Here is a 24,402-nt window from a genome sequence, read left to right as displayed (position 1 = left end):
TCCAAACCGGTGCCGTCCAAACCGGCGTGACCAATACCGCATCGCTGCTGGGCGATCTGTCGGCGCCGCTGTACGACTGGCTGATGTCGCTGGGGGGGATCGGGCTGATCCTGTGGATCGTGCTCAAGATTCTGCTGATCGCGATGCCGGTGATCATCACCGTTGCGTTCTACGTGGTCTGGGAGCGCAAGCTGCTGGGCTGGATGCATCAGCGCCACGGTCCGATGTACGTGGGCATGGGCATCTTCCAGGCCTTCGCCGACGTCTTCAAACTGCTGTTCAAGGAAGTCATCCAGCCGACCAATGCGCAGCGCGTGCTGTTCGTGCTGGCGCCGCTGATCACGCTGGCGCCTGCATTCGCGGCCTGGGCCGTGGTGCCGTTCGACGCGCAGCTGGTGCTGTCGAATGCCAATGCTGGTCTGCTGTACCTGCTGGCAATGACCTCGCTGGGCATCTACGGCATCATCCTCGCCGGCTGGGCGTCGAACTCGAAGTACGCATTCCTCGGCGCGATGCGCGCTTCGGCGCAGATGATCAGCTACGAGATCGCAATGGGCTTCGCGCTCGTCGGCGTGATGGTCGGTGCCGGCAGCCTGAATCTCTCCGAGATCGTCATGGCGCAGGCCGGCGGCAAGGGCCTGTTCGACTGGTTCTGGCTGCCGATGCTGCCGCTGTTCGTCATCTACTTCATCTCCGGCGTGGCCGAAACCAACCGCGCGCCGTTCGACGTCGTCGAAGGCGAGTCGGAAATCGTCGCCGGCCACATGGTCGAGTATTCGGGGTCGGCGTTCGCGCTGTTCTTCCTCGCCGAATACGCGAACATGATCCTGATCAGCTTCCTGGTTGCGATCTTCTTCCTCGGCGGCTGGCTGTCGCCGTTCCAGGGCTGGGGCATTCCGCTGCTGTCGGTCGACGGCTGGTGGTGGCTGTTCGCGAAGGTGTTCTTCTTCGCCAGCTGCTTCATCTGGTTCCGCGCCTCGTTCCCGCGCTACCGCTATGACCAGATCATGCGGCTGGGCTGGAAGGTCTTCATTCCGATCAGCATCGGCTGGATCGTGGTCACCGCGCTGATGGCGTACTACGGAATCTTCGAGGCAGGGCAGTAATGGCCAAGTTCGTTGCATGGTTCAGGGGCCTGTTGCTGCTCGAGTTGTTCGGCGGCATGGCGCTGACCTTCCGGTATCTGTTCCGGGACAAGTACACGCTGATGTACCCGATGGAGAAGACGCCGCAGTCGCCGCGTTTCCGCGGTCTGCATGCGCTGCGCCGGTATCCCAACGGCGAAGAGCGCTGCATCGCCTGCAAGCTGTGCGAGGCCGTGTGCCCCGCACTGGCGATCACGATCGATTCCGAGCAGCGCGAGGACGGCACCCGTCGCACCACGCGTTACGACATCGATCTGTTCAAGTGCATCTACTGCGGCTTCTGCGAGGAGTCGTGCCCGGTGGACTCGATCGTCGAGACCCACCTGCACGAGTACCACTTCGAGAACCGCGGCGAGAACATCGTGACCAAGCCGCAGCTGCTGGCGATCGGCGACCGCCTCGAGAGCGAGATCGCAGAACGTCGCGCCGCCGACTCCGCGTACAGGTAAGTCATGAATTTCGACCTGATTGCATTCCTCGTCTTCGCCGCGATCACCGTGATGTCCGCGGTGGCGGTGATCAGTGCCCGCAACCCGGTGCACGCGGCGCTGTTCCTGGTGCTGACGTTCTTCTCCACCGCCTGCACGTGGCTGCTGGTCGGCGCCGAGTTCCTCGGCCTCGCCCTGGTACTGGTCTACGTCGGCGCGGTGATGGTGCTGTTCCTGTTCGTGGTGATGATGCTCGACGTCGATGTCGCGCCGATGCGCGAGGGCTACGTGCGCTATCTGCCCGTCGGCCTGATCGTCGCGGTGGTGATGCTGGTCGAGATCGTCACCCTGATCGGCGTGCGCGCGAAGATGGCGCCGTTCGCCGTCGATGCGGTCGACGAGGCGGGCGTGTCGAACACCGTGTGGATCGCACGCCGCCTGTTCACCGACTTCCTGCTGCCGTTCGAAGTGGCGGCGGTCATCCTGACCGTTGCGGTCATCGCCGCGGTGATGCTGACCCTGCGCCGCCGTCCGGGCACCAAGCACCAGAACCCGGGCGAGCAGGCCCGCGTGCAGGCGAAGGACCGCATGCGCGTGGTCAAGATGGACGCGGTGCGTCCGGTCGTCGAGCCGACGCCGGGCGACGGTGAGGGAGAAGCGAAATGACCGAGCTGTTCGGAACCGGCCTCGCGCTGGGCCACTACCTCTCGCTGGGCGCGGTGCTGTTCTGCATCAGCGTCGCCGGCATCTTCCTCAACCGGAAGAACGTGATCATCCTGCTGATGTCGATCGAGCTGATGCTGCTCGCCGTCAACATCAACTTCATCGCGTTCTCGCGCGAGTTCGGCGACGCCGCCGGGCAGATCTTCGTGTTCTTCATCCTCACCGTGGCCGCGGCCGAGGCCGCGATCGGTCTCGCGATCCTGGTCACGCTGTTCCGCAACCGGCGCACGATCAATGTCGCCGAACTCGACACGCTGAAGGGCTGATCCGGGCATGGAGTACACAATTTCCCAGACCACCCTGATCGCGATCGTTCTGGCGCCGTTGCTGGGCTCGATCATCGCGGGCCTGTTCGGCCGCCAGGTCGGACGCGCTGGTGCGCATTCGGTCACCATCGCAGGCGTCGCGATCAGCTGCGCGCTGTCGATCTACACGCTGTGGCAGCTGATGCATGGCGCGCCGATGTTCAACGAGAATGTCTACACGTTCTTCGAGGTCGGCAACTACTCGGCGCACGTCGGCTTCCTGATCGACAACCTCACCGCGATGATGATGGTCGTGGTGACGTTCGTGTCGCTGCTGGTGCACGTCTACACCATCGGCTACATGTCCGAGGATCCGGGTTACCAGCGCTTCTTCAGCTACATCTCGCTGTTTACCTTCTCGATGCTGATGCTGGTGATGGGCAACAACTTCCTGCAGCTGTTCTTCGGCTGGGAAGCGGTGGGCCTGGTGTCGTACCTGCTGATCGGTTTCTGGTTCAAGAAGCCGACCGCGGTGTTCGCCAACATGAAGGCGTTCCTGGTCAACCGTGTCGGCGACTTCGGCTTCCTGCTCGGTATCGCCGGTGTGCTGTACTGGTTCGGCAGCCTCGACTACGCGACGGTCTTCGCTGCGGCTGACACCACCATCGGTGGCGGCCAGACGATCGAAGTGATCACCGGTTTCGAGTGGTCGGTCGCGACCCTGGTCTGCATCTGTCTCTTCATCGGCGCGATGGGCAAGTCGGCGCAGGTGCCGCTGCACGTGTGGCTGCCCGACTCGATGGAAGGCCCGACCCCGATCTCGGCACTGATCCACGCCGCGACGATGGTCACCGCCGGCATCTTCATGGTGGCGCGCATGTCGCCGCTGTTCGAACTGTCGGAAACCGCGCTGCAGTTCATCCTCTTCATCGGTGCGACCACGGCCTTCTTCACCGGCCTGATCGGCATCGTGCAGAACGACATCAAGCGCGTCGTCGCGTATTCGACGCTGTCGCAGCTGGGCTACATGACCGTCGCGCTGGGCGTGTCGGCGTACTCGGCCGCGGTGTTCCACTTGATGACGCATGCCTTCTTCAAGGCGCTGCTGTTCCTGGCGGCGGGCTCGGTGATCATCGGAATGCACCACGAGCAGGACATGCGCAAGATGGGCGGCCTGCGCAAGTACATGCCGATCACGTTCTGGACCAGCGTCATCGGCACGCTGGCCCTGGTGGGCACGCCGTTCTTCAGCGGCTTCTACTCCAAGGACACGATCATCGAGGCGGCCAAGCACGCCAGTGACGGTGGTGGCTGGGTGTTCCAGTACGCGTACTGGTCGGTGCTGCTGGGCGCCTTCGTGACCTCGTTCTACAGCTTCCGCCTGCTGTACATGACGTACTTCGGCAAGGAACGTTTCCGCGACGCGCATGCGTCCGACGCCCACGCCGCGCATGATGCGCACGGTCAGGAGACGCACCACGAGCCGCTGCACGACGATGGTCACGGCCATGCGGTCGCCGCGACGGCACATCACGACGCGCACGACGACCACGGCCATCACGGCGTGCACGAGCCGCACGAGTCCCCGTGGGTGGTGACGCTGCCGCTGATCCTGCTGGCGATTCCGTCGATCCTGATCGGTTACTTCACCGCCGGCCCGATGCTGTTCGGCACCGACTGGACCGGCCATCACGAGGTGCGCGGGTTCTTCGACGGCGTGATCCATGTGCTGGCGTCCAACGACGTGCTGGCCGCGCTGAAGGAAGAGTTGTGGCACGGCCCGGCCGCGTTCGCGCTGCACGGCTTCATGGCGCCGGCGTTCTGGCTGGTGGTGGCGGGCTTCGTGCTGGCGACCGTCATGTACTGGTGGAAGCCGGAGCTGGCGGGGAAGGCGGCGCACGTGTTCCGCCTACCGATCCGTGTGCTCGAGAACAAGTACGGCATGGACGACCTGTGGATCGGCGGTTTTGCCGGCGGCGGTGTCGGCCTGGGCAAACTCTCGCGCATCTTCGACACCAAGGTCATCGACGGCTTCTTCGTGAACGGTCCGGCGCGCGTCGTCGGCCTGGTCTCGGGCGTCGTCCGCCGGCTGCAGTCCGGTGCTCTCTACCACTACGCTTTCGCGATGATCGTCGGCCTGATCGTGCTTCTGGCCATCCTCATCAAGTACTGGCGCTGACGGAATACGATACGTGTCGAACTGGCCTCTTCTCAGTCTTCTGATCTGGCTGCCGATTCTCGGCGGTGCGTGCGTGCTCGCCCTGGGCGAACGCCGCCCCGACGCGGCGCGCTGGGTATCGCTGGCGTTCGCGCTGCTCGTCTTCGTCCTCAGCATTCCGCTGTTCACCGGCTTCGACTACGCCAATGCGGGGCTGCAGTTCCTCGAACGGCGCGAGTGGATTCCGTCGCTCGACATCGAGTACCACCTCGGCGCGGACGGCATCTCGGTCGCATTGATCATCCTGACCACGTTGACCACCGCCCTGGTGCTGATCGGCGCCTGGGGCTCGGTGACCAAACGCGTGTCGCAGTATTTTGCGTCGATGCTGATCCTCGAAGGCATGATGGTCGGTGTGTTCTGCGCCGTTGACGCGATGCTGTTCTACGTGTTCTTCGAAGCCATGCTGATCCCGATGTTCATCATCATCGGTGTCTGGGGCGGCGCGAACCGCGTATACGCCTCGGTGAAGTTCTTCCTGTACACGTTCCTCGGCTCGGTCTTTATGCTGGTCGCGCTGATCTACCTGTACCTGCAGGCCGGCAGCTGGCAGCTGCCCGACCTGTACGCACTGCGCCTGTCGTCGACCGAGCAGATGTGGATCTTCTTCGCGTTCCTCGCCGCATTCGCGGTGAAGGTGCCGATGTTCCCGGTGCACACGTGGTTGCCGGATGCACACGTCGAGGCGCCGACCGGCGGCTCGGTGATCCTGGCGGCGATCATGCTGAAGATCGGTGGCTACGGCTTCCTGCGCTTCAACCTGCCGATCACGCCGGACGCCGGCCACGAGTGGGCCTGGCTGGTCATCGGCCTGTCGCTGATCGCGATCGTCTACGTGGGTCTGGTGGCGCTGGTCCAGCAGGACATGAAGAAGCTGGTCGCGTACTCGTCCGTGTCGCACATGGGCTTCGTGACCCTGGGTGTGTTCATCGCGTTCGCGCTGATGCGCGACGTGCCGGACGGTTCCGATGCCGCGCGTCTCGGCCTGCAGGGCGCGATGGTGCAGATGGTCTCGCACGGCTTCATCTCCGGCGCGATGTTCTCCTGCATCGGCATCCTCTACGACCGCATGCACACTCGGAACATCAAGGATTACGGCGGCGTCGCCAATGTGATGCCATGGTTCGCCGCGTTCTACGTGCTGTTCGCGATGGCGAACTCCGGCCTGCCGGGCACCTCGGGTTTCGTGGGCGAGTTCATGGTCATCCTGGCCGCGTTCCAGAGCCATCCGCTGATCGCGTTCTTCGCGGCGATGACGCTGATCATCGGTGCGGCCTACACCCTGTGGCTGGTCAAGCGCGTGCTCTACGGCGAAGTGTCGAATGCGCACGTCGCCGCGCTCAAGGACATCAATGGCCGCGAAGCGCTGGTGCTCGGCGTGTTCGCCGCCGGCACGCTGTTGATCGGCGTGTATCCCAAGCCGCTGACCGATCTGATGGAGCCGTCCATCGCGCAACTGGCGAACCTGATCGCCATAAGCAAGCTTTAAGGGTGAGCAGACGCGCGCTTGGCGGGCGCCCACAAGGCGACTGCCGCGTCTGGGAACGCCCGGCCATGGATGGCCGGGCTGGACGATCCGGAGACGCCCATGGCACGCCATGGACGGCATCGGTCGATGATAGAAACAGTGCGATCCGCAGGATTGCCGAGGAACGTGTGCAGTGATCAACAATCCGATGACGCCTCCCATCCGCACGCTGGCCGAGCTGGGCCCGATCGTGCCCGAGCTCGTGATCGTGCTGGGTGCGTTCGCCCTGCTGATGCTCGACCTGTTCATCGACCCGCGCCGCCGGATCATCACCCACGTGCTGGCCGTCGCGACGATGCTCGCCGCCGCCGGGCTGATCGTGTTCGACGTCGGCGGCCACGGCAGCATCCTCGCGGACATGTTCGTGCGCGATGGTGGCGCCGACGTGCTCAAGGTCGCCGGTCTCGTGGTCGGCGCCGCGGCGCTGGGTTACGCGTGGACGTTCCTGCGCGATCGCGGCCTGTACCAGGGTGAGATTCCGGTGCTGTTCCTGTTCACCACCGCCGGCATGATGCTGCTGGTGTCGGCGAACAACCTGACGATGGTCTACGTCGGTCTGGAACTGCTGGCGCTGTGTTCCTACGCGCTGGTCGCCTGCGACCGCGACAGCAAGCTCGCGTCGGAAGCGGCGATGAAGTACTTCGTACTCGGCGCGCTGGCGTCGGGCATGTTGCTGTTCGGCATGTCGCTGATTTATGGCGCGACCGGCACGCTGTCGCTGCCAGCGATCAATGACGCGATTGACGGCCTGTCGGGCGACGGCCGCGTGCTGATGCTGACCGGCATGGTGTTCCTGATTGTCGGCATCGCGTTCAAGTTCGGCGCCGCGCCGTTCCACATGTGGCTGCCCGACACCTATCACGGCGCACCGACGCCGATTGTCGCCTTCATCAGCTCGGTGCCGAAGATCGCCGCGTTCGGCATGGCCTGGCGCCTGCTCGAAACCGCGCTCGGCCCGCTGCACGACCAGGCGCAGATCCTGCTGTCGATCCTCGCCGCGCTGTCGCTGGTGGTCGGCAACCTGTTCGCGCTGGCGCAGACCAATCTCAAGCGCATGCTCGCCTACTCGACGATCTCGCACGTGGGCTTCCTGTTCCTCGGCCTCGCCGGTGGCGGGCAGGTGGGTTACGCCTCGGCCATGTTCTACGTCGTCAGCTACGCAGTTATGTCGGCGGCCGCGTTCGGCGCGATCGTCATGCTGTCGCGCAACGGTTTCGAAGCCGAGCAGATCAACGACTACAAGGGTCTGAACCAGCGCAGCCCGTGGATGGCCGGCATGGTGTTGTGCATCATGGCGTCGCTCGCCGGCGTGCCACCGTTCCTCGGCTTCTGGGCCAAGCTCGCGGTGCTGCAGGGCGCGCTGCAGGGCGATCTGCTGTGGCTGGCCATCGTCGGCATCGTGTTCGCGGTCATTGGCGCGTTCTACTACCTGCGCGTGATCAAGGTCATGTACTTCGATGCCCCCGAGGCCGCGCCGATGGCGCAGCGTCCCGGCACCCCGATGCGCGTGGTGTTCGCACTGAACGTGCTGGCGCTGCTGGTGGTCGTGCCGTTCTTCAGTCCGTTGATGGCGTGGTGCCAGCAGGCATTCGCCGCCTGACCGGATCCGCGCTGGTAATACGCGCGTCATCTGGTTAAGATGCGCGCCCGGTCGCTGCAACATGGCAATCGGGAGAAGTTCGAGGGACGCGGAATCGCTCGAAACTTCTTGCAATATCGAAGAGAAATCTTCATAATTCCGCTTCTGATGCGGGGTGGAGCAGTCTGGCAGCTCGTCGGGCTCATAACCCGAAGGTCGCAGGTTCAAATCCTGCCCCCGCTACCACATTCAACGCAGTAAAGAAGGCGCGCCTCCGGGGGCATCCGACGCGAAGAATCTGGGCTTTGCCGAAGCAACTGCTTCGCTTCGGCGCCGACATCCAGTGGTATCGGACAAGGGGCCCATCGGGCCCTTTGTCGTTTTCCGCGATCGGAAAACCACAGGCGCCCGGGGCAACGCGGTGCGTTTGCAGGCCGCGACGATCGTGCGATACCGGATACGCAACGGACGAGGGATCAGTGGCGGACAAGGCGACACAACTGACGGAACTGCTGGCACCGACGGTTAAGGCCCTCGGGCTCGAACTGCTGGGCATCGAATACCTGACGGCGCCGGGTGGCGCGCTCGTGCGCATCTACATCGATGTGCCGGCAAGCGCGGAAGCCGGCCAGGCCGATCCGGAAGGCGAAGGCGGGCAGGGCGTGACGATCGAACACTGCGAGGCGGTCAGCCGCGAAGTGTCGGCGCAGCTCGACGTCGAGGATCCGATCACCGGCAACTACACCCTCGAGGTGTCGTCGCCCGGGATCGATCGTCCGTTGTTCAACGTTGCCCAGTTCGCGCAGTTCCAGGGCGAGACCGCGAAGGTCGGCCTGAAGCTGCCGCAGGACGGGCGCCGCCGCCTGACCGGTCGCATCACCGCCGTCGAAGGTGACACCGTGACGTTCGATGTCGACGGCAATGCGCTCACCGTGCAGGCCGACAACATCGAGAAAGCCCGCGTGGTGCCCGACTGGGCTGCGCTGGGCCTCGCCGCGTCGAAGGACAAGAAGGACAACGGCCGCGCCACCGGCGCGACCCGCAAGGCCAACCACACACCACGTGACAACAAGCGGTCGGCGGATCCGTCGACCGGTGCGGAGTGAATGAAAAGATGAGCAAGGAACTGTTGCTGGTCGTCGACGCGGTCGCGAGCGAGAAGGGCGTCCCGGAGTCGGTGATTCTCGAGGCCATCGAAGCCGCGCTGGCGACTGCCGCCAAGAAGCGGTACCTGGATCAGGACGTGCTGACGCGCGTCGCGATCGATTCGAAGGACGGCAGCTACGAGACGTTCCGCCGCTGGGAAGTCGTGGCCGATGACGTCGTCATGGAGTCGCCCGACCGCCAGCTGCGTCTGATGGACGCGATCGACGAGGCCGAAGGCGTCGAGGTCGGCGACTACATCGAAGAGCAGATCGAGAACGTCGATTTCGGTCGCATCGCCGCCCAGGCCGCCAAGCAGGTCATCGTGCAGCGTGTGCGCGAGGCAGAGCGCCAGCAGGTCGTCGATGCGTGGAAGGATCGCGTCGGCGAGCTGGTGACCGGCGTGGTCAAGCGCGTCGAGCGCGGTAACGTCTACGTTGACCTGGGTGGCAACGCAGAAGCGCTGATCCAGAAGGACAAGGCGATTCCGCGCGACGTCGTGCGTGCCGGCGACCGCATTCGCGGCTACCTCTACGACGTGCGCAGCGAGCCCCGTGGCCCGCAGCTGTTCATCAGCCGCGCCGCGCCGGAATTCATGATGGAGCTGTTCAAGCTCGAAGTGCCGGAAGTCGGTCAGGGCCTGGTCGAGATCAAGGCCTGCGCGCGCGATCCCGGCGACCGCGCCAAGATCGCCGTGCTGGCCTACGACACCCGCACCGATCCCATCGGCGCCTGCATCGGCATGCGCGGTTCGCGCGTGCAGGCGGTGTCGAACGAGTTGAACGGTGAGCGCGTCGACATCGTGCTGTGGTCGGACAATCCGGCCCAGTTCGTCATCAATGCGATGGCGCCGGCTGAAGTGCAGTCCATCGTCGTCGACGAAGACAAGCACTCGATGGACCTCGCGGTCGCCGAGGACAAGCTCGCCCAGGCGATCGGCAAGGGCGGCCAGAACGTGCGCCTCGCCAGCCGCCTGTCGGGCTGGCAGCTCAATGTGATGACCCAGGACCAGGTCACCGCGAAAACCGATGCCGAGCAGGCGTCGGCGCGTGCCCTGTTCCAGGAGAAGCTGGAAGTCGACGAGGAAATCGCCGGCATCCTGGTCGCCGAGGGCTTCAGCACGGTCGAGGAAATCGCCTACGTGCCGGTCGGCGAGCTACTGGCGGTCGAGGGCTTCGACGAGGACATCGTCGAGGAACTGCGCGGCCGTGCGCGCGACTCGCTGCTCAACGACGCGCTCGCGGTCGAAGAGGAAGCCGACGAGAATGCGCCGGCGGACGACCTGCTCGCGCTCGACGGCATGGACGAGGCGACGGCGTACGCGCTGGCCGCCCACGGCATCCGCACCAGTGAAGACCTCTCGGACCTGGGCGCGGACGAAGTGGTCGAGTTCGGCATCGAGGACCTCGACGAGGCCCGCGCCGCCGCGCTGATCCTCGCCGCGCGCGCCGAAGAGATCGCGCGGCTGGAAAGGGAAGGCTGACGGGTCGCGCCGGGCCGGTGCCCTGCACCGGCCTAGAACGCGGCCGCCAGCCACGGATGACGATCCCGTTCGGAACGAATCCCATGCAGCGGTAGAATGACAAATCCACTGCGCCCCGCAATTCGCGGCGGCGCGCAAGGAACCGGAATCACGAATGTCGCAACAAACCACCATCCGCAAGCTGGCCGCACTGGTGAATACGCCGGTCGAGAAACTGCTTGAACAGCTGTCCGAAGCGGGCATGCCGTTCAGCGATCCCGACCAGAGCGTGACCAGTGCCGAGAAGCTCAAGCTGCTCGGTTTCCTCAAGCGCGCACACGGCAAGGGCGATGCCCCGGCCGAGGAAGTCGCTGCGCCGAAGAAGATCACGCTCAGCCGCAGCCGCAAGCAGGAACTGACGGTCGGTGGCGGCAAGAACCGCCAGACGGTCGATGTCGTCGTGCGCAAGAAGGTCACGCTGAACCCCAACGCGGCGGCGATCGATCCGGATGCCGAGCGCGCCGAGATCCTGCGCAAGCTTGAAGAATCGCGTGCGAAGAACCTCTCCGAGCAGCAGCGCCTGGCGGAAGACGACAAGCGCCGCGCCGAGGAAGTCCAGGCGCGCAAGCGCGAAGCGGAAGCCGAGGCCGAGCGTCTGCGCCAGGTCGCCGCGGCCGCTGCCGCCGCGCCGCCGGAAGAAGCCGAAGCGACGCGCCGCCCGCCGGCTGCGCACGGTCATGGTCACAAGCCGGCCACGCCGCCGCGCGCGGACGATCGCAATGCGCCCGCCGGCGCCAAGCAGAAGGGCAACCGCGGCTCGCACGCGATGGTCAGTGGCGTCGAGGACGACGACAAGACCGCGCGTTTCGCCGGTCAGTTGCACCTGAGCGCCTCCGATCGCGCCCGTCGCAGCACCAGCAACACGCGCGGCAAGCCGCAGCGCGGTGGTCCGCAGCGTCGCGGCAATGCGCCGTCGCGCAGTGGTGGTGGCCCGCACGGCTTCGAACGTCCGACCGCGCCGATGCAGCGCGAAGTCGCGATCGGCGAAGCGATCACCGTGGCCGACCTCGCGCAGAAGCTCGCGATGAAGGGCGGCGACGTGGTCAAGGCGCTGTTCAAGATGGGCGTCATGGCGACCATCACCCAGTCGATCGACCACGACACCGCGGCGCTGGCCGTTGAAGAGCTCGGCCACATTCCGGTGCGCGCCGACGCGGACGACGCCGAGAGCGAGCTGATCGCGCACGTGGGCGAAGCGCAGGGCGACCAGGTCGCGCGGCCGCCGGTGGTCACGATCATGGGTCACGTCGATCACGGCAAGACCTCGCTGCTGGACTACATCCGTCGCACCAAGATCGCCTCGGGCGAAGCGGGTGGCATCACCCAGCACATCGGCGCGTATCACGTCGAAACCGACAAGGGCGTCATCAGCTTCCTCGACACCCCGGGCCACGCGGCATTTACCTCGATGCGCGCACGCGGCGCCAAGCTCACCGACATCGTGATCCTGGTGGTCGCGGCCGACGACGGCGTCATGCCGCAGACGGTCGAGGCGATCAAGCACGCGAAGGCGGCGAAGGTGCCGCTGATCGTGGCGATCAACAAGATCGACAAGTCGGGCGCCGATCCGTCGCGCGTCAAGAACGAACTGCTCGAGCACGACATCGTGGCCGAGGACTTCGGCGGCGACACGCAGATGGTGGAGTTGTCGGCCAAGACCGGCGACGGCGTCGACGATCTGCTCGATGCGATCTCGCTGCAGTCTGAAATCCTCGAACTGCGCGCCGTGGGCGAAGGCCGCGCGAGCGGTACGGTCATCGAATCCTCGCTCGACAAGGGCCGCGGCCCGGTCGCGACGGTGCTGGTGCAGAACGGTCTGCTGGCGCGCGGCGACTACCTCGTCTGTGGCGTCCAGTACGGCCGCGTGCGTGCGCTGTTCGACGAGACCGGCGGCCAGGTGCAGACGGCAGGCCCGTCGATCCCGGTGCAGGTGCTCGGCCTGTCGGGCGTGCCGGATGCGGGCGACGATTTCGTCGTCGTCGCCGACGAGCGCCTGGCCAAGGAAGTCGCCCAGCAGCGTGACACCAAGCGCCGCGAGACGCGTCTGGTGCAGGCCGCGGGCAACCGCATGGAAGACATCATGGCGCAGATGGGCCAGGCCGAGCAGCAGCTGTCGCTCAACCTGGTCATCAAGGCGGACGTGCAGGGCTCGGTCGAAGCGCTCAAGCAGTCGTTGGTCGCACTGTCGAACGAGCAGATCCGCATCAACGTCATCGTCTCCGGCGTCGGCGGCATCACCGAATCGGACGCCAATTCGGCGGCCGCGGCGAAGGCCACCATCATCGGCTTCAACGTCCGCGCCGATGCATCCGCGCGCAAGGTGATCGAGAACAGCGCGCTGGATCTGCGCTACTTCTCGGTGATCTACGACGTGATCGACCAGGTCAAGCAGGTCGCTTCGGGCATCCTCGGCATGGAGATCCGCGAGGAGATCATCGGTACCGCCGAAGTGCGCGACGTGTTCCGCAGTTCCAAGTTTGGTGCGGTCGCGGGTTCGATGGTCATCGAGGGTGTGGTCAAGCGCAACAAGCCGATCCGCGTGCTGCGCGACAACACGGTCATCTTCGAGGGCGAACTGGAATCGCTGCGCCGCTTCAAGGAAAACGTCGACGAAGTGCGTAACGGCACCGAGTGCGGCATCGGCGTCAAGGCCTATAACGACGTCAAGCCGGGCGATCAGATCGAGTGCTTCGAGCGTATCGAGGTCCAGCGCACCCTGTAAGGGCGCCGGATGCAATGCCGGCGGCCGGGCTCCGTGGATACGGACCCGGCCGTCGTCGTCTCGGGTGGTGTCGCCCGGACCGCTTCAGACTTTTTCCGTCCCATTGCAACAGGTGCTCCATCCGTGCCCACGAAATCCTTCCACCGTACCGATCGCGTCTCCGCCCAGCTCCGTCGTGAGCTCGGAACGCTCGTGCGCGAGGCAGTCGCCGAACACGGGTTGCCGTCGGTCAGCGTGTCCGATGTCGAGGTCACGCGTGACATGGCGCACGCCAAGGTCTTCGTGACCGCGCTGCAGTCCGAGCGCGCCGACGAGGCGATGAAGGGGCTGAAGGCGGTCGCGTACGAGATCCGCTTCCGCCTTGCGCGCGCAGTCAAGCTGCGCCACGTACCGGAGCTGCATTTCCATTACGACGATTCCGTCGACCGCGGCGAGCGCATCGACAACCTGCTGCGCGATGTCGGCGAATCTTCCACCGACTGACGCCGGCGCTTCGCCTGCGGCGCCCGCGCGCCCGCGCGGCAAGCGTCGGCAGCAGGACCGCCCGCGCACGAAGTTCCGCAAGCTCGACGGCATCCTGCTGCTCGACAAACCGCGTGGCATGAGTTCCAACCAGGCGCTGCAACGCGTCCGCCACCTGTTCCGTGCCGAGAAGGGTGGTCATACGGGCAGCCTCGATCCGCTGGCGACCGGTCTGCTGCCGGTCTGTTTCGGTGAGGCGACCAAGATCGCCGGCGGCCTGCTCGGCGCACGCAAGGCCTATACCACGGTCGCCCGGCTTGGTCAGGTCACCGACACCGACGACGCCGATGGCGAGATTCTGCGCGAGCGCCCGGTGCCCGCGTTGACCATCGAAACTCTCGATGCCGCGCTCGGCCAGTTGGTCGGGCGCATCCAGCAGCGTCCACCGATCTACTCGGCACTCAAGCGCGGCGGCGAGCCGCTGTACGCCAAGGCGCGGCGCGGCGAGACGGTCGAAGTCGACGTGCGGCCGGTGGATGTCCACGCCTTCGAACTGCAGTCGGCGGCCGATCTGCTCGACGGCGTGCTCGACCCTGGCGGCATGCCGCAACTGCGCCTGCATGTCGAATGCGGATCGGGCACCTACGTCCGCAGCCTGGTCCGCGATCTCGGCGAACTGCTGGGCTGCGGCGCGCATGTCGCCGAACTGCGCCGGCTGTGGGTCGATCCCTTCCGCGATCCGCGCATGTGGACACTCGAAGACCTGCAGGCGCTGGCCGCGCGCGGCGAACCGCAGCTCGAAGCCTGCCTGCTGGAGATCGAGGCGGGCATGCTGGCCTGGCCGCGGGTCCACGTCGACGCGCGCCAGGCGGCGCGCCTACAGAACGGGCAGGATGCGTCGGGCCCCTTCGCCCCGGCGGGCGAGGTGGCCATCATCGGGCCGGACGGTCGCGCCGAAGGCCTGGGGCAGGTGGCCGAGGACGGGCGCCTGAAACCGCAACGCATGTTCCGTCGGGCCGACGCGAACGCCACCGGGCCCTGAATGGCCGCCTTGTCCGGCCGTCCGCCCAGCGGTACAATTCCGCGGCCTTTTTCAGGGCACACTGCAGCACCTAATCCACAGGCGGTCCGGGCGGTACGCGACGGTCACACGACACGTCGCCGTCTTCTGCGGGACCCGCGTCCAGAGAGCATGAAATGACCAGCACCATCGACAACGGCAAGATCATCGAAGAACACAAGCGCGGCGACAACGACACCGGTTCCCCGGAAGTCCAGGTCGCCCTGCTGACCGCACGCATCGTGCACCTGACCGAGCACTTCAAGACGCACAAGAAGGACCACCACAGCCGCCGCGGCCTGCTGATGATGGTCAACCGTCGGCGCAGCTTGCTGGACTATCTGCACCGCAAGGACGCCGATCGCTACAAGGCCCTGATCGAAAAGCTCGGCCTGCGTCGCTAAACCCGATACCCACCGCGGCGCAGAAATGCGCCGCGGTTCTTTTTAGGGCGTGGCAGCGCCCGCCCGGACGGGGCATGGGTCCCGGTCGGTTCATCGCAAGAGACATCAAGGAATTCAACGTGGCGAAAGTGACAAAGAGCTTCCAGTACGGCAACCACACGGTGACGCTTGAGACCGGCGAGATCGCGCGCCAGGCCGGCGGCGCCGTCATGGTGTCGTGCGAAGGTACCCAGGTGCTGGTCACCGCAGTGGCCAACAAGACGGCACGCGAAGGGCAGGACTTTTTCCCGCTGACCGTCGACTACCAGGAGAAGTTCTACGCCGGCGGCCGTATCCCGGGCGGCTTCTTCAAGCGTGAAGGTCGCGCCACCGAGAAGGAAACGCTGACGTCGCGCCTGATCGACCGTCCGATCCGCCCGTTGTTCCCCGATGGCTTCCGCAATGAAGTCCAGATCATCGCCACCGTGATGTCGATGAACCCGGAGATCGACGGCGACATCCTTGCCCTGATCGGCGCATCGGCCGCGCTGTCGCTCTCGGGCGCACCGTTCGACGGCCCGATCGGTGCCGCCAAGGTCGGTTACAAGGACGGCCAGTACCTGCTGAACCCGACCGTGTCCGAGCTCAAGGATTCGGACCTCGAGCTCGTCGTCGCCGGTACCGCGAATGCCGTGCTGATGGTCGAGTCGGAAGCGAAGGAACTGTCGGAAGACGTGATGCTCGGCGCCGTGATGTTCGGCCACCAGCAGATGCAGGTGGCCATTGCCACGATCAACGAGCTCGTTGCCGAAGCCGGCAAGCCGAAGTGGGAGTGGTCGGCGCCTGCCGCCAACGAAGGCCTGATCTCGGCCATCCGCAGCGCGGTCGGCGAGCAGCTTGCCAGCGCGTTCCAGGTGCGCGACAAGCTCGAGCGCAAGGACGCGATCTCCAAGGTCAAGAAGGCGATCCTCGAAGCCGTGCAGCCGCATGCCGAAGCCAACGCCTGGTCGAGCAGCGAACTGTCGAAGGAATTCGGCGAGCAGGAATACCAGACGATGCGCGACTCGGTCCTCAAGACCAAGGTCCGTATCGATGGTCGCGCGCTCGACACCGTGCGTCCGATCAGCTCGAAGGTCAGCATCCTCCCGCGCGTGCACGGCTCCTCGCTGTTCACCCGTGGCGAAACGCAGGCGATCGTCGCCGTGACCCTCGGCACCGCGCGCGATGGCCAGATCATCGACGCCGTCGCCGGCGAGTACAAAGAGCACTTCCTGTTCCATTACAACTTCCCCCCGTACTCGGTGGGCGAAGCCGGCCGCATGATGGGTCCCAAGCGCCGCGAGATCGGCCACGGCCGTCTGGCCAAGCGCGGCGTGCTCGCCGTGATGCCGACGATGGAAGAGTTCCCGTACACCATCCGCGTCGTGTCGGAGATCACCGAGTCGAACGGTTCTTCGTCGATGGCGTCGGTCTGCGGTTCCTCGCTGGCGCTGATGGACGCGGGCGTGCCGATCAAGGCACCGGTCGCCGGCATCGCGATGGGCCTGATCAAGGAAGGCGACGACTTCGTCGTGCTGTCGGACATCCTGGGTGATGAAGATCACCTCGGCGACATGGACTTCAAGGTCGCCGGCACCACGAACGGCATCTCGGCGCTGCAGATGGACATCAAGATCCAGGGCATCACCGAAGAGATCATGAAGGTCGCGCTGGCGCAGGCGAAGCAGGGCCGTCTGCACATCCTGCAGGAGATGAGCAGCGCGCTGACCACGGCCCGTACCGAACTCAGCGAGTTCGCGCCGCGCCTGATCACGATCAAGATCCACCCCGACAAGATCCGCGAAGTCATCGGCAAGGGTGGTTCGGTCATCCAGGCGATCACCAAGGAAACCGGCACCCAGATCGACATCCAGGACGACGGCACGATCACGATCGCCTCGGTCGACGCCGCCGCCGGTCGCGCCGCGAAGGAACGCATCGAGCAGATCACCTCCGACGTCGAGCCGGGCCGCATCTACGAGGGCAAGGTCGTCAAGCTGATGGACTTCGGTGCATTCGTGACGATCTCCCCCGGCAAGGATGGTCTGGTCCACGTGTCGCAGATCTCCAACGAGCGTGTCGAGAAGGTCGGCGACGTGCTCAAGGAAGGCGACGTGGTCAAGGTCAAGGTGCTGGAAGTCGACAAGCAGGGCCGCATCCGCCTGTCGATGAAGGCCGTCGCCGAAGGCGAAGGCACGCCGGCCGAGTAATCGCCAGCGTTGCATGCAATACGAAACGGGCCGCGCAAGCGGCCCGTTTTCGTTGGGGGCTGCACGTGGCACAGCGCTCCCGATAGGATGGTTCGCGCGCAGCGGAACCCGTCGCGCTGCATCAGGATTTCCGCATCAGGAGATGCCATGCGCACGTGCTTGCTGATCGCCGCGCTTTGCCTTGCTGCCCCGGTCCATGCACACGACACCGCCAACCCGGACTGCAGTGTCGACCGCGAAGCCATGCTCGCGCTCGACGAGCCTGCGTTCGATCAGTCGATGCCTGATGGCGGCTGGCGCCGCCTCGGCAACATCCCCGGCTGCCAGCTCGCCGCAGCCGAGCTGATCGCAGCCTGGCGCGAACGGCATCCGCAAGCCTCGCCCACGGTCGCCTGGCATCAGGGCCAGATGCTGGCGCAGGCAGGTCGCAACGCCGAGGCGATTGCGCTGCTGGCGACGACGCGCAAGCCGGCCGATCAGGATCCGGCTGGCTGGAACCATTATCTCGATGCCACCGTGGCATTCCTCGGGGGTGACCGCGCGGCGCTCGCGCAGGCGCGCGCGTCGCTCGCTGCGCAGCCGTATCCGGACACGCCCGGCATGCCGCCGTTGGTTGACGGCTACCTGGAGATGCCCACTCAGCCCGGGCTGCCGCCGATGCGGATGCGTTGGCCACCCAATCTCGACGTCGTCGATGGACTGCTGCGGTGCTTCGGCAGATCATACGCCGAAGCCTACGGCCCGACGTGCCGGACGGCGCCTGATCAGAAGCGTTGACGGGGCGCATGCGCGATCTGCAAAAAGGCCACCGCGCGCAAGCGCGCCTGCATTCAACGGGACTCTTCGCAGGCCGCGGTCGAATCCTGTGCAGTGTTGACCGCGACAAACCTGACTGCGCCACCTAGTTACATGGTGTGAGTTTGCAACGGCCGTTCATCTGGCAGGCTTGCGGCATGCAGACCGATACCTCGACTCCGAACGCTGTCAAAGCCCCGACACCCGGGCCCGCGCCGAAGCGCAAGAAGCTGTGGCACCACCTGTATTTCTGGGTGCTGGTGGGCATCGCCGCGGGCATCACCATCGGTCTGGCCGCGCCTGAAGTCGGCGCACAGATGAAATGGCTGGCCGACCTCTTCATCAAACTGGTCAAGGTGGTCATCGCGCCGACCATCTTCGCGACCGTCGCAGTAGGTATTGCCGGGCTCGGCAACCTCGCCAAGGCCGGCGGCCTGGCGCTCAAGACCGTCATCTACTTCAACATCACCACCGTGTTCGCACTGGGCATCGGCCTGGTCGTCATCAACCTGCTGGGCCCTGGCCGCATGCTCGGCCTGGATCTCGCGACCTTCGACGCCTCCGCGGCCGAAGGCACGCTCAGCAGCGCCGGCGCCGCGGCGGGCGAGGGGCTGACAGGATTCCTGTTGCATCTGGTTCCCGGCTCGTTTTTCGGCGCCTTCGTCGAAGGGCAGCTGATCCAGGTGCTGGTGATGGCGATCCTCGTCGCCTGCGCGATCACGATGCTTGGCGAGCGCGGCAAGCCGGCGGTCGCGGCGCTCGACACCATCGCCCAGGTGATGTTCGGCGTCATCAAGATCGTCATGTGGTTCGCGCCGCTGGGCGCGATGGGCGGCATGGCGTTCACCATCGGCGAATACGGCAGCGCCATCCTCGGCTCGCTCGGCTACTTCATGGTCAGCTTCTGGATGACCTGCCTGCTGTTCCTGTTCCTAGTGCTGGGACCGATCTGCTGGTGGTCGGGCTTCAGCATCTTCAAGTACATCCGCATGATCCGCGACGAGTTGCTGATCGTGCTGGGTACCTCGTCCTCGGAGACGGTGCTGCCGCGCATGCTGGCGAAACTCGAAGCCGCCGGCGTGCCGAAGTCGGTCGTCGGCCTGACGATTCCCACCGGCTATTCGTTCAACCTGGACGGCACCGCGATCTACATGACGATGGGCGCGATCTTCATCGCCCAGGCGTTCGGCATCGAGGTGCCGATCGGCACGCAGATCGCTTTGCTGGTCTTCATGCTGATTTCCTCGAACGGTGCGGCCGGGGTGTCCGGCGCGGGCCTGGTGACGCTGGCGGCTTCGCTGGCGGCGTTCGAGAGCGTGATCCCGCTGGCAGGCATCGCGCTGATCGTCGGCATCGACCGCTTCATGTCGGAGGGTCGTGCACTGACCAATCTCACCGGCAATGGCATCGGCACCTTGGTGGTGGCGCGCTGGACGGGACAGCTGGATCGCGAGCGTCTGGCCGAAGTGCTCGACAATCCGCGTCTGGTCGACCCGGACCGGCTAGCCGCCGAGGCCAAGGCGGCTGCCGAGCTCCCCGTCGACGCACTGCCAGCCCGCTGACCCCAGGCGGGTGTCCTTCGGCGCAGCCGTTGCGCACGCAACGGTTGCGCGCCCACCGCAGAGCCTTTAGGTTGCAGTCCATGCCCCGCATCGCCGCCAACAATCGCAACCGCAACGCACTGCGCACGAATAATCGTGCGCGGCCGAGGCGGGTGTGGGAGCTGACGCAGCAGTAAGGCAAGACGCGCAGGCACCGGAACACGAACCCGCATCGGCCGCGCTGCGGGTTTTTTTGTGCCCCGCATCCGGCGCCACCGACATCGCGATCCACGACATCCCAGGAGCTCCACCATGTGTTCGATCTTCGGCATCTTCGGCCTGCAATCCGGCGACGACATCGCCACCCTGCGCCGGGAGGCCCTGCAGTGCTCGCAGCGCCAGCGCCACCGCGGCCCTGACTGGAGCGGCGTGCACGTCGACGACCGCGCGATCCTCGTGCACGAACGGTTGGCGATCGTCGACCCGGCGGGTGGTTCGCAGCCATTGTTGTCCGAGGACGGCGCGCTGGTGCTCGCGGTCAACGGCGAGATCTACAACCACCAGGCGCTGAAGTCCGAACTACGCGTGCCCTACGCATTCCAGACAGCGTCGGACTGCGAAGTGGTCAGCGCGTTGTATCGCGAGCACGCGGCCGACGGCAGCGGCCCGTCGGCATTTCTGGAACGCCTCAACGGCATTTTCGCGTTCGCGTTATGGGACCGCGACAGCGGCCGCGCGATCATTGCCCGCGATCCGATCGGCGTCGTGCCCCTGTACTGGGGCCACGACCGCGAAGGCCGCCTGCGCGTCGCGTCGGAGATGAAGGCACTGGCCGATACCTGCGCCGATGTCGCGCAGTTCCCGCCCGGCCATTGGTACGACAGCGCGAGCGGGGTGCTCACGCAGTACTACCGGCGGCCGTGGCGCGACTTCGATGCGGTCGAAGGCGTGGATGTCTCGCTCGACGACGTGCGTGAAGCGTTCGAGGCCGCCGTGCATCGTCAGCTGATGACCGACGTGCCCTACGGCGTGCTGCTGTCGGGTGGTCTGGACTCCTCGCTGGTCGCGGCCGTCGCTGCGCGCTACGCGCGCCATCGCGTCGAGGACGGCGATCAGAGTGAAGCCTGGTGGCCGCGCCTGCATTCGTTCGCGATCGGTCTCAAGGGGTCGCCTGATCTCGCCGCCGCGGCGATCGCCGCCGAGTCGCTGGGCACCGTGCATCACGGCTTCGAGTACACCTTCGAGGAAGGCCTCGATGCGATTCCCGATGTGATCCGCCACGTCGAAACCTTCGACGTGACCACGATCCGCGCGTCGACGCCGATGTTCCTGCTCGCGCGCCGAATCAAGGCGATGGGCGTGAAGATGGTGCTGTCGGGCGAGGGCTCCGATGAGATCTTCGGCGGCTATCTGTACTTCCACAAGGCACCGGACGCGCGGCAGTTCCACGAGGAACTGGTGCGCAAGCTCGACGCGCTGCACACCTACGACTGCCTGCGCGCGAACAAGTCGATGATGGCCTGGGGCGTGGAACCGCGCGTGCCGTTCCTCGACCGCGAGTTCCTCGACGTGGCGATGCGCTTCGACGCCGCGCACAAGATGATCCACCGCGGCAGCGACGGCTTCCAGCGCATGGAGAAGGGCGTGCTGCGCGCGGCGTTCGACGGGCATCTGCCTGACGAGATCCTGTGGCGGCAGAAGGAGCAGTTCAGCGACGGCGTCGGCTACGGCTGGATCGACGGGCTCAAGGCGCATGCCGAGGCGCAGGTCAGCGACCGTGAGCTCGCCTCGGCTGCGAATCGCTTTCCGTACAACCCGCCGCAGACCAAAGAAGCCTACTTCTACCGCAGCGTATTCGAACGCGAGTTCCCGTCGCCGGCTGCGGCGGCAACGGTGCCCGGTGGCAAGTCGATCGCGTGTTCGTCGCCCGCGGCGATCGCGTGGGACGCGGCGTTCGCGAACGCCGCCGATCCGTCGGGGCGTGCGGTGGCCGGCGTGCATCACGCTGCGGCTTAGCGACGTATAGCGCGACGTCGGTCGCCGTCAGCCGATGTGCGCGCGGATGGGGTCGTGGGAAGTCCCATTTTCCATGTAGGAGCGCGCTCGCGCGCGAAGAGGTTTCCAGGCAAAGCCCATCGCGCGCGAGCGCGCTCCTACAGAGACCCCGGAGTAGTCAGGACTTGCTCGCCGTCTGCGCAAGCGTCGTGTCGCCCAGGCGGAGTGCAGAATGACCATCGCCACGTGCCCGACGGTCACCGCAAGTCTCCGCCCGAACCCATTGCGACAGTTGGGTCGGCGCCACCACTGGACACGATCTGCTCGCCATATCCCGTCCCCCATGTAGGAGCGCGCTCGCGCGCGAAGAGAGGCTCCCAGGTGAAGCCCGTCGCGCGCGAGCGCGCTCCTACAGGGAATTTGGACGTCAGAGTCTGCCGGCCATCCGCGCGAGCGTGGTGTCGCGCCAGAAAACGTGGTGTAGGGCGACCATCAGCACGTGTCCGACGATCAGTGCCAGCAACGTCCACGCCAGCGCGCCGTGAGACAGGTTGGCCGGCGCCATCAGCCAGCCGATGTGCTCGCCGGTCGCCGGAAACAGCGGCACGCCCCACGGCGCGAAGCCGCGGCCGCTTCCGTATTCGCGCAGCAGCGCGACGGTGGGCACGTAGAACATCAACGCATACAACACCGCATGCCCGGCGAGCGCCAGACGGCCGATCAGCGTCGCCGGATGCGGCGGACGATTGCGCCACTGCGACAGACCCCAGGCGCCGCGCAGCAGGAGCGCCAGCATCAACAGCGTGCCGATCGGCTTGTGCGTGCCGACCAGAAACGCGGTCAGGGGATGGCGACCGAGCAGCAGCTTCACGCCCATGCCGGTGAACTGCCAGGCGAACAGGGCGGCCATGCCCCAATGCAGCAGTCGCGTGACCAGGCCGTAGCGCAGCGGTGAATCGGTCCAGCGAGACGGCATGCGTGCATCCAGGGGAAGAATCCAGCGCACAGTTCAGCCGGGCGCCCACGCGCTGTCAATCGCGCCCGCCCGCATGAAGGAGAGAGTGGGATTCGAACAGCACCTGATTCCACCCCTGTGCGGCCATACCATCGGCCCCCGTACGGGACCGCAACGGCACCAGCCCGTAAACTGGCCACCACGTTTCCAGACACACGGGCGACACCAGTGATCATCCATCCCAAAGTCCGCGGTTTCATCTGTACCACCACGCATCCGACCGGCTGCGATCACAACGTGCGCGACCAGATCGCGGCAACGCAGGCGCGCGGTGTGCGCGAAGACGGTCCGAAGAAGGTGCTGGTGATCGGCGCGTCCAGCGGTTACGGCCTGGCGGCGCGCATCAGTGCTGCGTTCGGCTTCGGCGCCGACACGCTCGGCGTGTTCTTCGAAAAACCCGGCACCGAGAAGAAGCCCGGCACCGCCGGCTGGTACAACTCGACCGCGTTCGATCGCTATGCGAAAGAAGCCGGCCTCTACAGCCGCTCGATCAACGGCGATGCCTTCTCCGACGCCGCGCGTGCGCAGGCGATCGACCTGATCAAAAACGAGATGGGCGGCCAGGTCGATCTGGTGGTTTATTCGCTGGCCTCGCCGGTGCGCAAGCTGCCGGGCACGGGCGAAGTGAAGCGATCCGCGCTCAAGCCGATCGGCGAGGCCTATACCTCGACCGCGATCGACACCAACAAGGACCAGATCATCGAAGCGTCGATCGAGCCTGCCACCGAGCAGGAGATCGCCGACACCGTGACCGTGATGGGCGGCGAGGACTGGCAGCTGTGGATCGACGCGCTGCGCGAGGCCGGCGTGCTGGCCGATGGCGCGAAGACCGTGGCCTTCAGCTACATCGGCACCGAGATCACCTGGCCGATCTACTGGCACGGCGCGCTGGGCAAGGCCAAGGCCGACCTCGACGCGACCGCCCGGCGTATCGATGCGCAGCTCGCCGAGACCGGCGGCAGCGCGAACGTGGCCGTACTTAAGTCGGTGGTCACCCAGGCCAGCGCCGCGATTCCGGTGCTGCCGCTCTACATCGCGATCGCCTTCAAGGTGATGAAGGAGAAGGGCTTGCACGAGGGGACGCTCGATCAGCTCGACCGCCTGTTCCGTGAGCGCATGTATCGCACCGATGGGGCGGCGCCCGAGGTCGACGCCGAAGCCCGCCTGCGTCTCGACGACTGGGAACTGCGCGACGACGTGCAGGCGCAGTGCAAGGCGCTGTGGCCGCAGATCACCAGCGAGAACCTGTTCGCGCTGACCGATTACGCCGGCTACAAGCACGAATTCCTCAAGTTGTTCGGGTTCGAGCGCAGCGATGTGGATTACGACGCGGAGGTGGATCCGGTGGCGGAGTTCGATGTGATCGAATTGCGGGACTGACGGTTTACAGGATTTCGAGAAAAGCCCCGCTTCTGCGGGGCTTTTTTTGTGGGTTTGCGTTGCTTGAGGAGGCGGCGTGGTGTGCTGGCTTCGGCGGGTCCCGCTTTTGGTTTTTTGCCCTTGCCCTTGCCCTTGTCCTTGCTCTTGCAGTTGCTCTTGCCTTTGGCCTTGGCTTTTGACTTGAATCGAGCCGTAGAGCGAGCCGAGCACCGGAGCCTGGCGTGGCCGAAGAGCAGCCCATGTCTGAGCGCAGCGAGTTTGGGCTGCGT

General features: G+C 65.7%; 20 protein-coding genes and 1 tRNA gene. 19 read left to right on the top strand and 2 right to left on the bottom strand.

Annotation, left to right across the window (positions count from 1 at the left end):
• Window positions 1–83 precede the first annotated feature (83 nt).
• From nuoH to asnB, 18 genes are all read left to right on the top strand, one after another.
• Window positions 84–1,106 (top strand): NADH-quinone oxidoreductase subunit NuoH, encoded by a 1,023-nt coding sequence (gene nuoH / locus J2X52_RS11825; RefSeq protein WP_310153689.1) that lies wholly within the window; start codon window positions 84–86, stop codon window positions 1,104–1,106.
• Window positions 1,106–1,594: an NADH-quinone oxidoreductase subunit NuoI gene (gene nuoI, locus J2X52_RS11820; protein WP_310153401.1), complete on the top strand. Its 489-nt coding sequence runs from the start codon at window positions 1,106–1,108 to the stop codon at window positions 1,592–1,594. The genes nuoH and nuoI overlap by 1 nt, the downstream gene beginning before the upstream one ends.
• A 3-nt stretch (window positions 1,595–1,597) precedes the next feature.
• Complete coding sequence (locus tag J2X52_RS11815) at window positions 1,598–2,239, top strand: NADH-quinone oxidoreductase subunit J (RefSeq protein WP_310153399.1); 642 nt, start codon at window positions 1,598–1,600, stop codon at window positions 2,237–2,239.
• Window positions 2,236–2,562: an NADH-quinone oxidoreductase subunit NuoK gene (gene nuoK, locus J2X52_RS11810; protein ID WP_055247260.1), complete on the top strand. Its 327-nt coding sequence runs from the start codon at window positions 2,236–2,238 to the stop codon at window positions 2,560–2,562. Before J2X52_RS11815 ends, nuoK begins: the two co-directional genes overlap by 4 nt.
• Window positions 2,563–2,569: 7 nt before the next feature.
• A complete protein-coding gene (gene nuoL, locus J2X52_RS11805; RefSeq protein ID WP_310153392.1) occupies window positions 2,570–4,720 on the top strand; it encodes an NADH-quinone oxidoreductase subunit L in 2,151 nt (716 codons plus the stop codon).
• Window positions 4,721–4,733: 13 nt separating this feature from the next.
• Window positions 4,734–6,248: an NADH-quinone oxidoreductase subunit M gene (locus J2X52_RS11800; protein ID WP_310153389.1), complete on the top strand. Its 1,515-nt coding sequence runs from the start codon at window positions 4,734–4,736 to the stop codon at window positions 6,246–6,248.
• A gap of 187 nt (window positions 6,249–6,435) precedes the next feature.
• Complete coding sequence (gene nuoN / locus J2X52_RS11795; protein ID WP_310153386.1) at window positions 6,436–7,887, top strand: NADH-quinone oxidoreductase subunit NuoN; 1,452 nt, start codon at window positions 6,436–6,438, stop codon at window positions 7,885–7,887.
• Between the two features lie 148 nt (window positions 7,888–8,035).
• Window positions 8,036–8,112, top strand: a tRNA-Met gene (locus tag J2X52_RS11790).
• Between the two features lie 233 nt (window positions 8,113–8,345).
• Window positions 8,346–8,972, top strand: a complete 627-nt coding sequence (gene rimP, locus J2X52_RS11785) for a ribosome maturation factor RimP (RefSeq protein ID WP_310153384.1) — start codon at window positions 8,346–8,348, stop codon at window positions 8,970–8,972.
• Window positions 8,973–8,980: 8 nt separating this feature from the next.
• Window positions 8,981–10,492: a transcription termination factor NusA gene (gene nusA / locus J2X52_RS11780; RefSeq protein WP_310153380.1), complete on the top strand. Its 1,512-nt coding sequence runs from the start codon at window positions 8,981–8,983 to the stop codon at window positions 10,490–10,492.
• A gap of 154 nt (window positions 10,493–10,646) precedes the next feature.
• Entirely contained in the window at window positions 10,647–13,253 is a 2,607-nt protein-coding gene (gene infB, locus J2X52_RS11775; RefSeq protein ID WP_310153377.1) for a translation initiation factor IF-2, read from the top strand.
• Between the two features lie 123 nt (window positions 13,254–13,376).
• On the top strand, window positions 13,377–13,736 hold the full coding sequence (gene rbfA, locus J2X52_RS11770) for a 30S ribosome-binding factor RbfA (RefSeq protein ID WP_310153374.1): 360 nt from the start codon (window positions 13,377–13,379) through the stop codon (window positions 13,734–13,736).
• Complete coding sequence (gene truB / locus J2X52_RS11765) at window positions 13,711–14,757, top strand: tRNA pseudouridine(55) synthase TruB (RefSeq protein WP_310153371.1); 1,047 nt, start codon at window positions 13,711–13,713, stop codon at window positions 14,755–14,757. The genes rbfA and truB overlap by 26 nt, the downstream gene beginning before the upstream one ends.
• Before the next feature lie 155 nt (window positions 14,758–14,912).
• On the top strand, window positions 14,913–15,179 hold the full coding sequence (gene rpsO, locus J2X52_RS11760; RefSeq protein WP_055247276.1) for a 30S ribosomal protein S15: 267 nt from the start codon (window positions 14,913–14,915) through the stop codon (window positions 15,177–15,179).
• Between the two features lie 119 nt (window positions 15,180–15,298).
• Window positions 15,299–17,407: a polyribonucleotide nucleotidyltransferase gene (gene pnp / locus J2X52_RS11755; protein ID WP_310153369.1), complete on the top strand. Its 2,109-nt coding sequence runs from the start codon at window positions 15,299–15,301 to the stop codon at window positions 17,405–17,407.
• 159 nt (window positions 17,408–17,566) lie between these two features.
• A complete protein-coding gene (locus J2X52_RS11750) occupies window positions 17,567–18,184 on the top strand; it encodes a hypothetical protein (RefSeq protein WP_310153367.1) in 618 nt (205 codons plus the stop codon).
• 176 nt (window positions 18,185–18,360) lie between these two features.
• On the top strand, window positions 18,361–19,764 hold the full coding sequence (gene dctA, locus J2X52_RS11745; RefSeq protein ID WP_310153365.1) for a C4-dicarboxylate transporter DctA: 1,404 nt from the start codon (window positions 18,361–18,363) through the stop codon (window positions 19,762–19,764).
• A 291-nt stretch (window positions 19,765–20,055) separates the two neighbouring features.
• A complete protein-coding gene (asnB, locus tag J2X52_RS11740; RefSeq protein ID WP_310153363.1) occupies window positions 20,056–21,759 on the top strand; it encodes an asparagine synthase B in 1,704 nt (567 codons plus the stop codon).
• Between the two features lie 406 nt (window positions 21,760–22,165).
• On the opposite strand, the gene J2X52_RS11735 is transcribed toward asnB, so the two are convergent.
• Window positions 22,166–22,714 (bottom strand): cytochrome b, encoded by a 549-nt coding sequence (locus J2X52_RS11735; protein WP_310153361.1) that lies wholly within the window; start codon window positions 22,712–22,714, stop codon window positions 22,166–22,168.
• 207 nt (window positions 22,715–22,921) lie between these two features.
• Here J2X52_RS11735 and fabV point away from each other — a divergent pair, with 207 nt between their 5' ends.
• Entirely contained in the window at window positions 22,922–24,133 is a 1,212-nt protein-coding gene (gene fabV, locus J2X52_RS11730) for an enoyl-ACP reductase FabV (protein ID WP_310153357.1), read from the top strand.
• On the opposite strand, the gene J2X52_RS11725 is transcribed toward fabV, so the two are convergent.
• Window positions 24,076–24,402 (bottom strand): hypothetical protein (locus tag J2X52_RS11725; protein WP_310153354.1); only part of this gene is annotated, 327 nt, incomplete at its 5' end. The two genes, fabV and J2X52_RS11725, sit on opposite strands and share 58 nt — an antisense overlap.

Origin of the sequence: Luteimonas sp. 3794 (genome assembly GCF_031456825.1) — a bacterium.
Lineage (GTDB): Bacteria > Pseudomonadota > Gammaproteobacteria > Xanthomonadales > Xanthomonadaceae > Luteimonas.
The sequence above is the reverse complement of the archived record's forward strand: the minus strand, read 5'-3'. Positions and strand labels throughout refer to the sequence as shown.